The 14,178-nt window shown below is 46.3% G+C and carries 11 protein-coding genes and 1 pseudogene; 6 read left to right on the forward strand and 6 right to left on the reverse strand.

Annotation, left to right across the window (positions count from 1 at the left end):
- Positions 1–173: 173 nt before the first annotated feature.
- Together G9U52_RS11430 and G9U52_RS11435 are read right to left on the reverse strand one after the other, a co-directional pair.
- Positions 174–1,190, reverse strand: a complete 1,017-nt coding sequence (locus tag G9U52_RS11430; RefSeq protein WP_166149571.1) for a Gfo/Idh/MocA family protein — start codon at positions 1,188–1,190, stop codon at positions 174–176.
- A 279-nt stretch (positions 1,191–1,469) separates the two neighbouring features.
- The gene (locus G9U52_RS11435) at positions 1,470–3,041 is read right to left on the reverse strand and encodes an ABC-F family ATP-binding cassette domain-containing protein (RefSeq protein WP_166149573.1); all 1,572 of its coding nucleotides are present in this window, start codon (positions 3,039–3,041) and stop codon (positions 1,470–1,472) included.
- Positions 3,042–3,328: 287 nt separating this feature from the next.
- Between G9U52_RS11435 and G9U52_RS11440 the strand changes: the two genes are divergently transcribed.
- The 4 genes and pseudogenes from G9U52_RS11440 to G9U52_RS11455 all read left to right on the forward strand — a co-directional run bounded on the left by G9U52_RS11440 (position 3,329) and on the right by G9U52_RS11455 (position 8,256).
- The gene (locus G9U52_RS11440; RefSeq protein WP_166149575.1) at positions 3,329–4,903 is read left to right on the forward strand and encodes an ethanolamine ammonia-lyase reactivating factor EutA; all 1,575 of its coding nucleotides are present in this window, start codon (positions 3,329–3,331) and stop codon (positions 4,901–4,903) included.
- Between the two features lie 35 nt (positions 4,904–4,938).
- Positions 4,939–6,258, forward strand: coding sequence for an ethanolamine ammonia-lyase subunit EutB (locus tag G9U52_RS11445; protein WP_166149577.1), 1,320 nt, complete (start codon positions 4,939–4,941; stop codon positions 6,256–6,258).
- A 75-nt stretch (positions 6,259–6,333) separates the two neighbouring features.
- Positions 6,334–7,006: pseudogene (gene eutC / locus G9U52_RS11450) on the forward strand (ethanolamine ammonia-lyase subunit EutC).
- Between the two features lie 203 nt (positions 7,007–7,209).
- A complete protein-coding gene (locus tag G9U52_RS11455) occupies positions 7,210–8,256 on the forward strand; it encodes an aldo/keto reductase (protein WP_166149579.1) in 1,047 nt (348 codons plus the stop codon).
- A gap of 134 nt (positions 8,257–8,390) precedes the next feature.
- Here the strand turns inward: G9U52_RS11455 and G9U52_RS11460 are convergent, their stop codons facing one another.
- From G9U52_RS11460 to G9U52_RS11475, 4 genes are all read right to left on the reverse strand, one after another.
- Entirely contained in the window at positions 8,391–9,092 is a 702-nt protein-coding gene (locus G9U52_RS11460; RefSeq protein ID WP_166149581.1) for a class I SAM-dependent methyltransferase, read from the reverse strand.
- 64 nt (positions 9,093–9,156) lie between these two features.
- On the reverse strand, positions 9,157–9,732 hold the full coding sequence (locus G9U52_RS11465) for a Type 1 glutamine amidotransferase-like domain-containing protein (RefSeq protein WP_166149583.1): 576 nt from the start codon (positions 9,730–9,732) through the stop codon (positions 9,157–9,159).
- Between the two features lie 219 nt (positions 9,733–9,951).
- Positions 9,952–10,404, reverse strand: coding sequence for a hypothetical protein (locus G9U52_RS11470; protein ID WP_166149585.1), 453 nt, complete (start codon positions 10,402–10,404; stop codon positions 9,952–9,954).
- Between the two features lie 38 nt (positions 10,405–10,442).
- Positions 10,443–11,645, reverse strand: a complete 1,203-nt coding sequence (locus G9U52_RS11475; RefSeq protein ID WP_166149587.1) for a multidrug effflux MFS transporter — start codon at positions 11,643–11,645, stop codon at positions 10,443–10,445.
- 306 nt (positions 11,646–11,951) lie between these two features.
- Here G9U52_RS11475 and G9U52_RS11480 point away from each other — a divergent pair, with 306 nt between their 5' ends.
- Together G9U52_RS11480 and G9U52_RS11485 are read left to right on the forward strand one after the other, a co-directional pair.
- Positions 11,952–12,338 (forward strand): MarR family winged helix-turn-helix transcriptional regulator, encoded by a 387-nt coding sequence (locus G9U52_RS11480; RefSeq protein WP_166149589.1) that lies wholly within the window; start codon positions 11,952–11,954, stop codon positions 12,336–12,338.
- Between the two features lie 163 nt (positions 12,339–12,501).
- Entirely contained in the window at positions 12,502–14,085 is a 1,584-nt protein-coding gene (locus G9U52_RS11485; protein ID WP_166149591.1) for a PucR family transcriptional regulator, read from the forward strand.
- Positions 14,086–14,178: the final 93 nt, after the last annotated feature.

The following is a 14,178-nucleotide window of genomic DNA, read 5'->3' on the forward strand; positions in this document are numbered from 1 at the left end:
TTTTGTTAATGGATCTAATACAAATGCGTTACTACTTGGTTTTCATAATGGATACATTAGATGCAGGCAAGGCATCGACATTCATATTTTTCCGACATCCTTTATAAAACAAGTCCAGCTTCAGCTCGACAACTAACCTGATAGCAGAACTAAACTTATTGGATTCATGAGAGCTATTGGCTCGGCTTTTCATGGGATGCTACAGATGCTTCGAAAGGGTATTTCAATCCCCAATCTGCACGCAGCCGATCCATCGTTTGCATGATCGCAAGCGATTCGTCGAGTGGCATTATTGCGCTTTCCAGCCGTCCTTCCCGTAAGCATCGCATCGCTTCATTAGCTTCATAGGTATAACCTCTTGGCGCAGCTTTGTCCACGTAGGTCTCCTCCTGCTTTCCGTAGACGGATAATACAACTGTTTTAGCCTGCCAAAAATCAGGGACTGTAATTTCGCCTTTGCTGCCTAGAATAGTAACCTCATGCTTCGATTTTAAGCTTAACCCCGCCATAAGATGCGCCATTTGACCGCCTTCATAACCGAACAAAGCTGTGAACACTTCATCTACGCCTGTAGCTCCCAGCTTGACCAAGCTTTTTATCGTGGTCGGCTGCTGGCCCATCACCATCGAGATAAAGGATACCCCATATATGCCAACATCCAGTAAAGCTCCGCCACCGAGCGAAGGATTGAATAAGCGGCTTTCCGGGTTCCAAACGGCATGATTGCCGAAGCGAACGTCGATCATATGTACATCTCCGATTACACCGCTGGCCAGCCATTCCCTTACCTTCTCGATAGCCGGCAAATACCTCGTCCACATCGCTTCCATAAGAAAAACCTTGTTCTTCCGCGCTAGCACAACCAGTTCCTCCAGCTCGGCGGCATTCATCGTAAAGGACTTTTCACAGAGCACAGCCTTGCCTGCCTGTAGGCATGCTTGTACATGCTCCTTATGCATGGGATGTGGAGTAGCTACGTAAATAATATCAACATCGGGATTCTCAATAAGCTCTTTATAGCTGCCATAGGCATACGGAATCTGATACTTGGCTGCAAAATCATCCGCTCTTTCCTGTGATCTTGAGCCTACAGCAGTGATTCGTGCATGGGGTGCGTGCACAAGGTCATCGGCAAATACACGCGCAATGTCCCCGGGTCCCAGAATGCCCCATTGGATCATGTCTCTCATAAGCAGTCTCCTCAGTAATAAACTTAATGAATAAGATAAATATAAATAGTTTCTATCCTTATGTAAAGAGTTATTTGCAAAAGAAAAGCTACCCCCTCCTCAGGATGGGATAGCTGGAAGCTTTATGTGCCAGTCCACTTGGCGAAATAGGCATGTTTATTGTACCCCTCCCCGCTTCCCTCTTTCATAAGCTTATCTACAAAGCAACGAGGCAATTGATTAAAATAGAGGCTTCCACTATGAATAGTGGGAGCCCTCATTAGCGCTGAAGCCAGCTTTTCAAACGTTTTGCTCGCTGATTCCCGACTCAGGGTCAAAGACTAGCATCTTCGTTGCTATTTTATCGATAAAAAAGCGGTCATGGCTTACCGTAACCACAGCTCCAGGAAAATGGATCAATGCTTGCTCCATAACCTGAATGCTTGTCAAATCCAGATGATTGGTCGGCTCATCCAAAATAATAACAGCTGCCCCAGAGAGCAGGCATTTGGCAAGCGCAACCCGGGCGATTTGACCGCCGGACAAATTACCAATCACTTTACCTAGATCCATTTCCGAAAATTGCAGCATCGATAGAAACTTGTTCACTTTTTTCCGTGGAGCCTGTAAACCAAGCCCATACACATTGACCGCATGGCTCACGGTATCTGTGCGATCAAGCTCATCCCACATCCGGTTGAAATAGGCAAAGCTTACGCCCCGCTCCCAAATAACCTCACCGGAATCCGGTTGCTCCTGTCCCGTTAGCACCTTAATTAGCGTCGATTTCCCGCTCCCATTCGGACCGACGATGACCAGCCTGTCCTCCTTCTGGATATCGAAGCTGATGTTGTTGAAGATCGACCGTTCGTCATAGGTTTGCCCGATTTTCAGGACTTGGCAGAGCTTGTCGGGGAAACGCAAATTTTCATAAATATCCGTAATCAGCACGTTGACAGGATGAGGCTGGGTCCGCTTTTTCATATCAGCAAGCTTGCGCGAGACGCGGTCCTTGGAGGATTTTTTTTGTGTCCGGCTCTCGATCGCTTCCGACTCCATAATGAGAAGCTCTTCCTCCCATTCGAACTGGCGGTCTAATATTTTTTTATTCATCTTCTTTTTCCGTATGTAGTCGGTGTAGTTCCCATCGTATTCTTGAAAATGGTAATTTTCAATCTCAATGGTGCGTGTAACGACCTTGTCAATAAATTGCCTGTCATGCGATACCAAAATCATCGCTCCATTGTAGCGGTTTAGCCACTGCTCCAGCCACACGAGGCCTTCCATATCCAAAAAGTTAGTCGGCTCATCCAGCAACACCACGTCAGGCAGCTCCAATAAAATTTTGGCAAGCGCTGCGCGGTTTCTCCAGCCTCCTGAGAGCTCCTCCACAGGCTGGTTGCGCGACCTCTCATTGAACCCTAGCTTGGTTAGCACCGTATTGATTTCAACCGAAACATTCCAGCCATCCAAATGCTCCATTTGCTCAAATAGCTCTGCTTGCCGCTTTAAGAGCTGCTCCATTTCCCCCTCATCGATAACTTGTCCAAGCTTTTCTCCTACTTCGTTTAGCTCCCGCTCGATAAGCCCAACCTGCTCAAAGCATAGCTCCAGCTCCTGCTGAACCGACAAGCCACCTGAGAGCTCCGAGAATTGGGAGAAATAGCTGACTTTAATCTGGGGATCTACCTCTACTTTGCCGGCTGTAGGCTCCTCCTTGCCCATAATCAGCTTGAATACCGTCGATTTCCCGGCACCATTACGTCCAATTAGGCCGATCCGTTCGCCTTTGCTTACACGAAAATAAATGTCGCGAAAAATCATCGTATCTTCATACTTTTTGGTTACATTTTCCATACGGATTACGCTCATGGTTATCCCCCTCTGATTCCTCTTGCGTGATTATAACACTAGATGGCCTGTCGCTCCTAAAGTGGTTGGGGAATGTCAGTTATATTGACATTAAAATCATTGCCGCTATATAATGGATAGCATAAAATAATACAAAACCAAGTCGCTTTGATGACACCGATTCCCTTTTTATGAGACCGGGATTTGCGTGGGTTCAAAGCGTTTTTCTTATCCAACCTAAATCCCATCACGATAGAAAATGAAGAAGACACGTTGGAGCCTAGCCTGGGCAAGCAAGGAGGACGCGGATGCTAGAGAATTGGATTACGAGTGTCGGGATTGATCTTGGCACCAGCACAACCAAATGGGTCGTATCCCGGCTTCTGCTATCCCAAATTTCGGGGGGCTCCTCACTTCCCCGTTATGGCATTACTAAACGAGAGCTTCAATATGTCAGCCCTATTTATAGCACGCCACTTTCCACAATGACAGATATCGATTTCCCTGCCCTTTCCCTCCTACTTGAAAAAGAATACAAGCTTGCTGGCATTGACCAGACTGACGTACAAACCGGTGCAGTCATTATAACAGGCGAAACCGCGACCAAGCGTAATGCCGAGCAGCTCGTGCACTTGCTCGCCAGCCATGCCGGGCAGTTCGTGGTAGCCACGGCTGGGGCTGATCTGGAAGCATTACTTGCTGGAAAAGGCTCAGGCGCCCAGGAATGGTCAACCCATAACCAGGGGGTCATTTGCAACATTGACATTGGTGGCGGTACAGCCAATGCCGCTTACTTCAGCGATGGCGAGATGATCGCTACCGTCACGCTTCATATTGGGGGACGGCTGATTCGGCTAGATTCAGAAGGCGCCATCGCATACGTGGCAGAACCTGTTGCAAAATGGGTAAAAGCCGAGAACAGGGAATCTGCAGGACCAGGAACTGGCGTCAATAAACAACTTTGTGACGCTCCTGAAGGGCTCGCTACTAGCGAGAATAAGCTGGGTTCTGACATTCACATTCATCAGCCCGAACCTGGTGCAACGGTATCTTTTGATCAGCTTGAACAGCTATGCGTCCGCATGGCCAGTGCCCTGCTAGCGGTGGTTCAAGGGCATAGGCCGCATGATCCTGCCCTACTCCCACTATGGGTCAGTCGATCCGTTTGCGGACTGCCCGTACCCAATGAGATCTGGATCTCTGGAGGCATTGGCGCGCTAATGAGAGCCGCCCCTCCTAGAAATTTGGCGGAGACCGCCCGCTATGGGGATATCGGTCCTTTGCTGGCTGCCGCCTTAAACGTCCAGGCAGCCCATCTATCAATCCCCATCCGGCCTGCTGAGCAGGCGGAGCGTGCCACCGTGATCGGCGCGGGAACGCAAACTACAGAGGTCAGCGGCGCGACGCTTTATCTGGATCGCGATACACTCCCCCTTCGAAACGTGCCCGTTGCCCATTGCCGGCTGCAAGCAGAGCATCCCCTCCCAGAGATGGACTCGCTCCAGCTTGGTGAAGCTTTGAGAACGGCTATGGTTACAACGCTCGATACCTATGCGGCCGTTCAAGGCGATCCCCCTTTTGCACTCGCAATTGCCTGCGAGGAATATTGCTCTTACCGGCGCCTCCAGCGACTTGCAGACGCCATTCTGGAAAGCTACACGGAAGCGGCGCCAGAGGCTGGCGTCCTGCTCGTGATAAGCAATCGCGATATGGGTAAATCACTTGGCTACGCACTACGCAAGCGTGCTGTTCCTTCACTGCGCATCGTAAGCTTGGATCAATTGGAACCAGGCTTTGGCGATTACTTGGATGTGGGGTTACCACTGAAGGAAGACATAATCCCAGTTGTCATCAAAACCTTATTATTCCATAAATCCAACTAAAAAGGGGCTCACTATGAAACTGCAAACCGTGATCCATGGGGACAGCTACAGCTTTTAAAGCTAATGAAGAAAAATCTGGTGACCAGCTCGCAGGCATTGCTGCAGAGGATGCGGCCGAGCGTATAGCGGCCAAATATGTGCTGGCGGACATTTCGTTGGAGGAGCTTCGGGAGCACCCTTTACTTCCCCCAGAGGAAGACGAGGTTTCGCGCATTATTGAAGAAGGCTTAAACGAAAACCTATTCTCCACCATGAGAGGCTGGTCGATAGCTGAACTGCGCGAGTGGCTGCTCGCCTCTGAAACGACGGGCTCCGATATGCTGCGCATCTCCCAGGGATTGACCAGCGAGATGATTGCTGCTGTCTGTAAGCTCATGTCTAACCTGGATCTGATTCAGGCTGCTGCCAAAATCGAAGTGATTACAACCTGCCGCAGCACTATCGGACAGCGCGGTACGCTTGCCTCCAGGGTGCAGCCGAACCACCCTACTGATCATCTAGGCGGGATGAGAGCCTCCCTCTTTGAGGGCTTAAGCTATGGAATCGGCGATGCCGTAATTGGCATCAATCCCGTCAGCGATACGACGGAAACGATTAAAGCTTTGCTTTATGCCAGCGCAGAGACGATCGACCATTGGTCAATTCCAACGCAAAATTGTGTGCTTGCCCATGTGACGACGCAGATGAGGGCAATTCAGGAAGGAGCTCCTGCCGATATGTTGTTTCAAAGCCTAGCCGGCTCCGAGGAAGGCAATCATGGCTTTGGCATCAGCTTATCCCTGCTGAAAGAAGCCGATGCAATGATTCGTGAGCTTGGAACGGCAGATGGCTCCAACCGTTGGTATTTCGAAACGGGGCAAGGCTCGGAGCTATCCTCAGACACCCATTTTGGCATCGACCAGCTGACTTTGGAAGCCCGCTGTTATGGACTAGCGAAGCGATTCAACCCTTTTATCGTCAACACGGTGGTAGGCTTTATCGGTCCGGAGTACCTTTATGATAGCAAGCAGGTCATACGTGCTGGCTTGGAGGATCACTTTATGGGCAAAATGCACGGCTTGCCCATGGGCGTAGATATTTGCTACACCAACCATATGAAGGCAGACCAGAACGATATGGAGCTTCTAGGCGTAGTTCTTGCCTCCGCTGGGGTGAATTTTATGATCGGCGTACCGATGGGTGATGATTGTATGCTGAACTATCAATCGATGAGCTTCCATGATATCGCTACGATCCGCGAAACGTTGAACAAACGTCCAGCACCACAATTTGCGAGCTGGCTGGAGAATAACGGGCTGTTCCATGAAGGTCGCTTGACTCCGCTTGCCGGAGATGGAAGCCGATTTATTTTTTAACTGTATGGAAGGAAGGAGGAGTGCGATATTAGCGAGCACGATGAGATCGATAAGCACAAGCTTTTTGCCCATTTAATGAAACATACACCCGCCCGTTTAAATGTAGGACGCAGTGGTACAAGGCCATTGACTCAAGAAATGCTGAAATTCAGGATGGACCATGCCAAAGCCGTCGATGCGGTATATGGTACGGTGTCTCCTTCGTTGCTGGAGGCGTTCGGGCTATTCACAGTCGAAACCCAATATACGAATAAGGATTATTATCTCAGACGCCCTGAAGCTGGTCGCGTTCTCAACCATGGAGCTGAAGAAATCATCAAAAACAGATGTATCATGCAGCCCCAGGTGCAAATTGTCGTGTCCGATGGCCTAAGTGCCCAAGCGATTGAGGATAATCTCGATGATATTTTTCCGTCCCTGATCGACTCGCTCGAAGCTAATGGCCTAAGCAATGGCACGCCCTTTTTCGTTAAGGGAGGCCGGGTAGGCTGTATGGACGACATCGGACGGCTGCTGAAGCCCGAGACGCTTGTGCTTTTAATTGGAGAAAGACCAGGCCTTGTGACCATCCTCGATGAGTGCCTACATGTGCTTCCGGCCTCAGCCAGGGCGCAAGGATTCCGACCGGATGGTCATATCTAATATTCATCGTGGCGGTACGCCTCCGGTTGAAGTTGGCGCTCATATCGGTACATTGCTATGCCGAATGATCGAACAGCAGGCAAGCGGTGTGAAGCTCCGTCTTTAAGTGATGCTTACTGACCCCAGCTCTGGTGCAAATATTGATAAGCCTGTCCTACACATTTTGCAGGTTCTTCACTTCATAGTATGAAGGGCTACCTGATCATGATAAAATGATTCTCAACTGAACAATTATACTGGACACAGAGAAAAAGTACCCGGATAGGTAACGAGTAGTGTTTGGTATTAGGTTATGGGAGGCATAAAGCAATGAAAAAACGCAGGCTGGGCAATTCCGATTTGGAAGTGAGTATTTTGGGAGTCGGCTGCTTTCAATTTGGTGGTGGCAGCTATTGGGGTCCCCAGGATTTAAAAGATGTTGAAGACGTCGTGCATCGTGCTCTCGATACTGGCATCAATTATTTCGATACGGCCGAGGTGTATAACGAAGGCGAAAGCGAACGGGCACTCGGGCTCGCTCTCAAGGGAAGGCGTGATCAGGCGATCATTGGCAGCAAAGTAACGACAGCTAATATTGAGCCTGCCAAGCTAAGAGCGCATTGTGAGGATAGCCTGCGTCGTTTGGGAACGGATTACATGGACTTGTATATGCTGCATTGGCCTTTGAATCCCCTATCCGTTAAACATTATTCCTCGGATGAACAATTGATGGCCAATCTACCCTCCGTACAGGAAGTGTTTAACACCTTACATGACCTGAAAAAAGAAGGGAAAATCAGGCACATTGGTATCAGTAACCATGGTGTTCAACAGATGGGTGAAGTGCTGGCGACCCAGGTTCCTGTGGTGGCCAATGAGCTCGCCTACAATTTGCTATCACGAGCCATTGAGTCGGAGCTTGTTCCTTATTGCGCTGAAAAGCAGATTGGGGTTATTGCCTATATGCCCCTACAGCAAGGTTTATTAACCGGCAAATATTCAACGCTTGATGAGGTAAGGCCGATGCTGGCTCGGACACGCCATTTTCACCATAGCCGGACCGATTCACGGCATGGAGAAGAAGGAGCTGAACTGGAAACCGGCGAAGCCATTCGGGCTATTATCGCTATCGCTGCCGAGCTACAGGTATCGCCTTCTGTTCTTTCTCTGGCATGGGTTATGGCAAACGAACATATGGCAACCACGATTGTTGGCTCGCGTAATTTAGCTCATTTACATGCGAATGTGCAGGGTGCCTCCTTACAGCTTGACCACAACACCATGACCCGACTAAACGATGCTACCGAACAGCTCAGGCTCGTACTTGGCAATAACCCGGATTACTGGGAAAATCGAAATGACAGCCGAATTTTTTAAGCTAGGGATTACCGCCAACATCAACTAAACACGTATAACTTACGCTAAGGTATATGTATTGGAGCATTCACCAGACATGCGCAAAAACAAGCTGCCATAGGCAGCTTGTTGGTTTATTGAACTATCGTGCAGCGTTAGTTGAACCCTTTCAGTTTTCTACCGTATATAACAACAAAATTAAAATACTTATACATGCAATCTACATCCGAAAAACCAATCTCTTTTAGCCAGCCTATCTGTGCTTCTAAAGTTGACATTTTATCAAGTTTAGTTCGTTCATACGCAGAAGCAATTTCTTTTGTTGGCAGTTCGGTGGACTCTACTTTAGATTTCCAATTGTTTTTGTAAAATGAATCAAGAAACATTGTATTACCAAGGATTTGGTCAGCGTTAATAAACACCCCACCTTCCCGCAAATTTTGGAAGGTGTTTTTGTATAGCACCTTTTTTTCTGCATCAGTAAGATGATGAATCGACAGGGCTGATATAACAATGTCGAATTTATTTTCAAAAACATAATTGGTATAATCATTCACTATGTATTTGACATTATTCATACCTACGAATCTCGAATTGGCTACTTCCATCATTTTGTCAGAAATATCAATAAGTGTGAGATTTGCTGTTGGAAATTTTTTCAGCATCAAAGCTGACAATAATCCCGTACCCGCACCTAACTCTAAGATACTCGGGGTCTCATTTCCAGTCTCAGCAATTGATACGGATACATCGTAAAAATCATCAAAACATGGTATAAGATTTCTCCTCTGGTTGTCGTACTCATGTGCAACTTGATTAAATTTAAGAACAACTTCGTTATGATTACTGTTGTCCACATTCATACCTCCGTGCTTTGAGATTAGATTCAACCGGAAGTTAATATTCAGGATAGTTTAATGTTCAGCTGCAGGCATATGCACTAAAATTCGCAGGGTATACGGGATATAACTTTATGTCCCCTATATAAAAGTCATCTATTTCTATATGATGCACAGAATCACCAAACTCTGATTCGAATTTACCATTTTTAAAAACAACACATGCTTCTTCGTCAATTCCTATACCGAATCTGATTTTATGTTTTTTCATACCTGCTAAAAGATTACATTCATCGCTCCATTCCGTAAAATGTACACCAATTAATATGTCAGTTAACAAACCTACTCCATCTTTTGATAACATTTCTCCATTATTTGAATCATTCGGTGAAATCAAACAAATCTCAGGTAAAATTAATGCTCCTGCTGAAGATCCTGCTATGGGAATACCATCACTATAACGATCTTTTAAAATGCTCTTTATCGGTTCTGTTGCATAATAAGCATGATATTTCTCTGTATCACCACCCCCAATAAAAATCCCTGTAGCTTCTCTCAATAATTCAATAGCTTCTTTTTCATTTAACTTTCCTTGATCGTTGGGTAAGATAACAGAACAATATTCTACTCCAAATAAAAATAAATATTTATCTACCATTTCTTTGAAACCTCCAATTTAATATTATATAAATTAAACCAAGTCATCATGATTTTTGTGATAATCACAGCATCCATTCTGTTTTTAGAAGTGCTGGTTTGAGCAGGAAGATCGTCTATAAACTAAAAGCCTGAAATTCCTTTGTGAACGGAATTTCAGGCTTTCTATTTTTGAAATGATTGATTGTTTATCCTTTTAATAACTTATCAAGCGTTCCTGTTATTTAGTAAAGCCGGACTTTTTCCCTTTTCCTTTACTATTATAGGGAGGTACTTCCTCTACAATAGAATTCTCTGGTATGCCAAACTCATTAAATACTTCTTCCATAGTATGATATGCAGGCCTTTCGGTTACCGCATCATGGGTTTCTACCTTGTATTGGTCAGGATAATAGCCTTTTACTGCAGAATACTCATAAGTGTTCGACCAATGCTTCTTTATATAGTCTACCGCTTCATTCTGTGGCATCGTTGCTATGGGCTCTGCATCCTTGCTGATGCTGATCTCTACTACGGTGTTAGTGATGCCGTAAAGGTAATCACTCTTAGTTCTACGTTTATAAAGATTTACTACTGTAGTTGTAACATCTAAGAGGACGCCCCCATTTCCTTTATCTGCGGTAACATTGCCTAAGCTAACTATTTTATTGTCGATTGCCTTTACCTCTTGCATGATCCAATCTCCTCCTAATGGAACTTATCCAGCCGAAGCTAGGCGAGTCCGTTCATGGGCTTTCTTACCAACCCCAAATAAAATAACAATGCCAGCACGCTTGTTGACAAAATGATCACACCAAGTGGAACGGCTGTATATTCGCCAGCGATTCCAACCAGTGGCGAGATGATCGAGCCGAGTAGAAACGGGATCAGCCCCAGCAAAGCAGACGCGCTACCGGCAATATGACTTTGTGATTCCATTGCCAGCGAGAATGAGGCCGTCGAGGTCATCCCGATGGAGCCGACGAACAGGAACAGCGAGGCCACCAGCGCATAAAGCGGGCCGTGCAGCATGGCAACCATGAATACAGCTATGCCGGAAGCCACGGCAATTAGCAGGCCGATAAGCATAAAGCGCCGCTCTGATATTCTATGGGACATACGTCCCACGATTTGGGAGCCGATGATCAGGCTGATGCCGTTGGAGCCGAACAGGATCGCAAACAGCTGTGGCGAGGCTCCATATATATTTTGATATATAAAAGGAGTCCCCGATACATAAGCAAATATACCTGCGATCATTACGCCTTGTGCCAATGCACAGCCTAGAAACTGGCGGTCCTTCAACAGAGACTGAAAATTTCGCAGCATCTGCTTCAAATTGTTGGGCACCCTTTTTTCAACGGGCAATGTTTCTTCTAGTCTAAACACGGTCATAATGGTCAAAAACAAGCCTAGCACACCCAAAGCAACAAACACGCCGACCCAGGTCGTAAATAAAATGACGCCGCTACCAGCTAATGGAGCTAACAATGGTGCCATATTGCTGATGAGCATTAGCAATGAAAAGAAGCGTGTCAGCTCAGGGCCACTATAGGCATCGCGCACAATAGCGCGCGAAATGACGATGCCCGCTGATGCAGCAAAGCCTTGAATAAACCTGAGCGCGATAAACAGCCCGATATTCGGAGCAATCGCACAGGCAATAGATGCCCCCAGGAAAAATAACATGGCGATCATTAGCGGTCGCCGCCGCCCATAGACATCACTTAAAGCGCCCATAATCAACTGCCCTAAGCCTAAACCCAGCAAGCAAGCTGTAAGACTAAGCTGCACCATCGAGGCTGTCGTTCCGAAGTCTGCGGTAATGGCAGGAAAGGAGGGCAGGTACATATCGATTGTAAAGGGGCCCAGCGCCGAAAAAGTGCCTAATAACAAAGCAAAGCGTAAACGATTACGGTTTAAATTCTTGTCCATGGATAATAAACGGCTCCTAACTACTCTAGTAGGTGTAAAGATTCTATTATAGAGGAACCGCAAGCATCGAACAAGTAAAATTTACAAGACGTTACGTGAAAATGTAAATGTACGGAGTTTTACGGTCTTAAGCTTGAAAACCTTTCTGACTGGGTTTATTTTTGTTTAATAAAATAAGATGGAAACATCCTTTTTGTTAGCAAGCGTTGGTGCTGAATGTATGGTATAATAGAAAAAAACGGTACCCTCCCCACATGCTTTCAGCCAACAGCCAACTAACGTGCCTTAATCGAAAGGAGCTTGGACATGCGTAATGAAGTAGTAGGTAAAGATGAAACATTAGGGAATGTTGTAAAGGTTCAGCAGGTTATCGATTTTATGGTATTAGGTGTGATCCAGCAAAAAGGCGAGCAATACAATAACCAGCTTGAGCAGTTTGTTGTCAGCAAGCTGGGTGGGATCGGCGTGAACAAGGCCTACCTCACCACTAGGCTCGCCAAGATGTACGAGCTTGGCTATGTAAATCGGCGTTGGGAGGGCGATAATCGCTTTAATCGCTTCTATACAATTACCGAAGATGGTATCGCCTACTTTGTGCGGCTAAGGCGGGAGCTTCCAGAGCGCGTGGAAATGGCGCAGAAGGTTTATGGTTTGTTTGGTTCTTATATCGAGGAATTTGATGGCAAGCGGTAAGAGCACACATCGGACAATGCCTACTGAGGTGTATAAGATACAGTTCCACAGAAATTCGTTTGTCATAGGTTCCAGATGCGGTTAAAAATCCTGATTTAACATCAGCTTATATGCAGCGGGGCAGGTTTAATGGTATTTATATGTCACAGCAAGGAGGCCGTTTATGGATATTACGATACAAGAGGCACTAAAGGTGTATCCCTTGTCAGAAGGAAAGCTAGTGGCAGGTGCCCAAGGGGTATCAAGGATCATTAGTGCATTAAATTTGATGGATGCACCCGACATTTACAACTGGATGAAAGAAGGGGAGCTCCTGCTCACAACGGGGTACGCGATTAAGGATTCCCCGGATCATTTTGTTAGTCTGCTGCAAAACCTTAATGCCAAAGGCTCGTCAGGCCTCGGAATAAAGCTTGGACGGTACTGGAAGGAAATCCCTGCTGTTGTTTTGGAGGAAGCGGATCGGCTGCATTTTCCACTCATTGAGCTACCATTTGAAATTACATTCGCTGAGCAAATTACTGCATTGTTCCATTTTCAATACGAAAGAAATACAAAGAAACTGAACCAGGTTCTAGACATGCAAAAACAATTGGTCGATTTCGCACTTCAAGCCAATGAAAATTCCGATTATTTCATGGAAATTTCCGCCATTCTCCAAAGTCCATTTGCCGTTTTGGATGCGTCTGGTAAAATATTACATAATTCAACTGGCTGTACCGAGCAGGTATTATTAAAAACATGGCCCTGGGAGCCTGAGTATCTAGTAAGCCGTATACAAGGCAAGATGACCTACCGCATCCCCCTGCTGAAAAGTCGCCATTGTCTCGGCTACTTTCTTGTCATGTCACAAAACCTGTCGGATACCAGTATGGACAAAGGTGTTTTTCACCAGGCTGCTGTTATTCTTTCTTATCACTTGGAGGCTATCCAGAATCAGGAATCTTTGGCTTCCGATTATCGATTAGGCAATGCTATTGAACGTTTCCTTCAAGAAAAGCTTTCTATGGAAGGCTTGATGGAGCAGGCCCATACGTTTGAGGGCGACATTTGGAAGGCAACTTATGTGTGCATGTTAACACCGCTCCATTCGGGAGTCGGGGATAAGTCTTGGAAAAACTCCGTCATTCAAAGCCTCCATAAAGCGATGAAAGACTATCCGAAGTTGGTAGCCCTTGAATCCCATCATTTGTTTGTTCATAACAAGCTGTTATCTTTATTTGCTTTACCTGAGAAAAATAGTGTGGATTACACTTTTGTCGAACAGCTTGCTGGCAGCTATGCCCAGCTCTTGGGCCTATTAACCGACGGCGCTCAGCAATCCTTTACCAGCTCCATACAATTTAAGGCTGAGCAGCTAATGGAAGGCTATGAGCAATGCCTGGAAGCACACCGGATCAGCGAGCAACTGGGCTTGGAGCAGAACGTTATATTTTTCCCTGACCTCGAATTTATTTATATTCTCCGGCATGTGCCTGTACAAGTGATGGCGAAATACAATAGAAGCCTGCTGCATCCTTTAATGCTCAAGGAAGCTGACTATATAGCAGAGATGCTGCGAACCTTGGAATCATACTTTGCCAACAACGGCCAGATTAACGACACCGCTAAGGAACTGTATATTCATCGCAATACCGTGTTATACCGCTTGGAAAAAATCGGCGAGCTGCTGAATATTGACCTCAAAAATCCAAATGATCTCTTGAAAATAAAGCTGGCGCTTATGTTTAAACGACTCCTTCCTTAGCCTGAACATTATCATTAGATACCAGGAACAGGAAACAAAAAGGACTGCCCCTAGTCTATTACGACTTTGGGGGCAGCCCTTTCTTAAGCCACT

Source organism: Paenibacillus agricola, assembly GCF_011440305.1.
In the GTDB taxonomy this organism is placed as follows: domain Bacteria; phylum Bacillota; class Bacilli; order Paenibacillales; family NBRC-103111; genus Paenibacillus_S; species Paenibacillus_S agricola.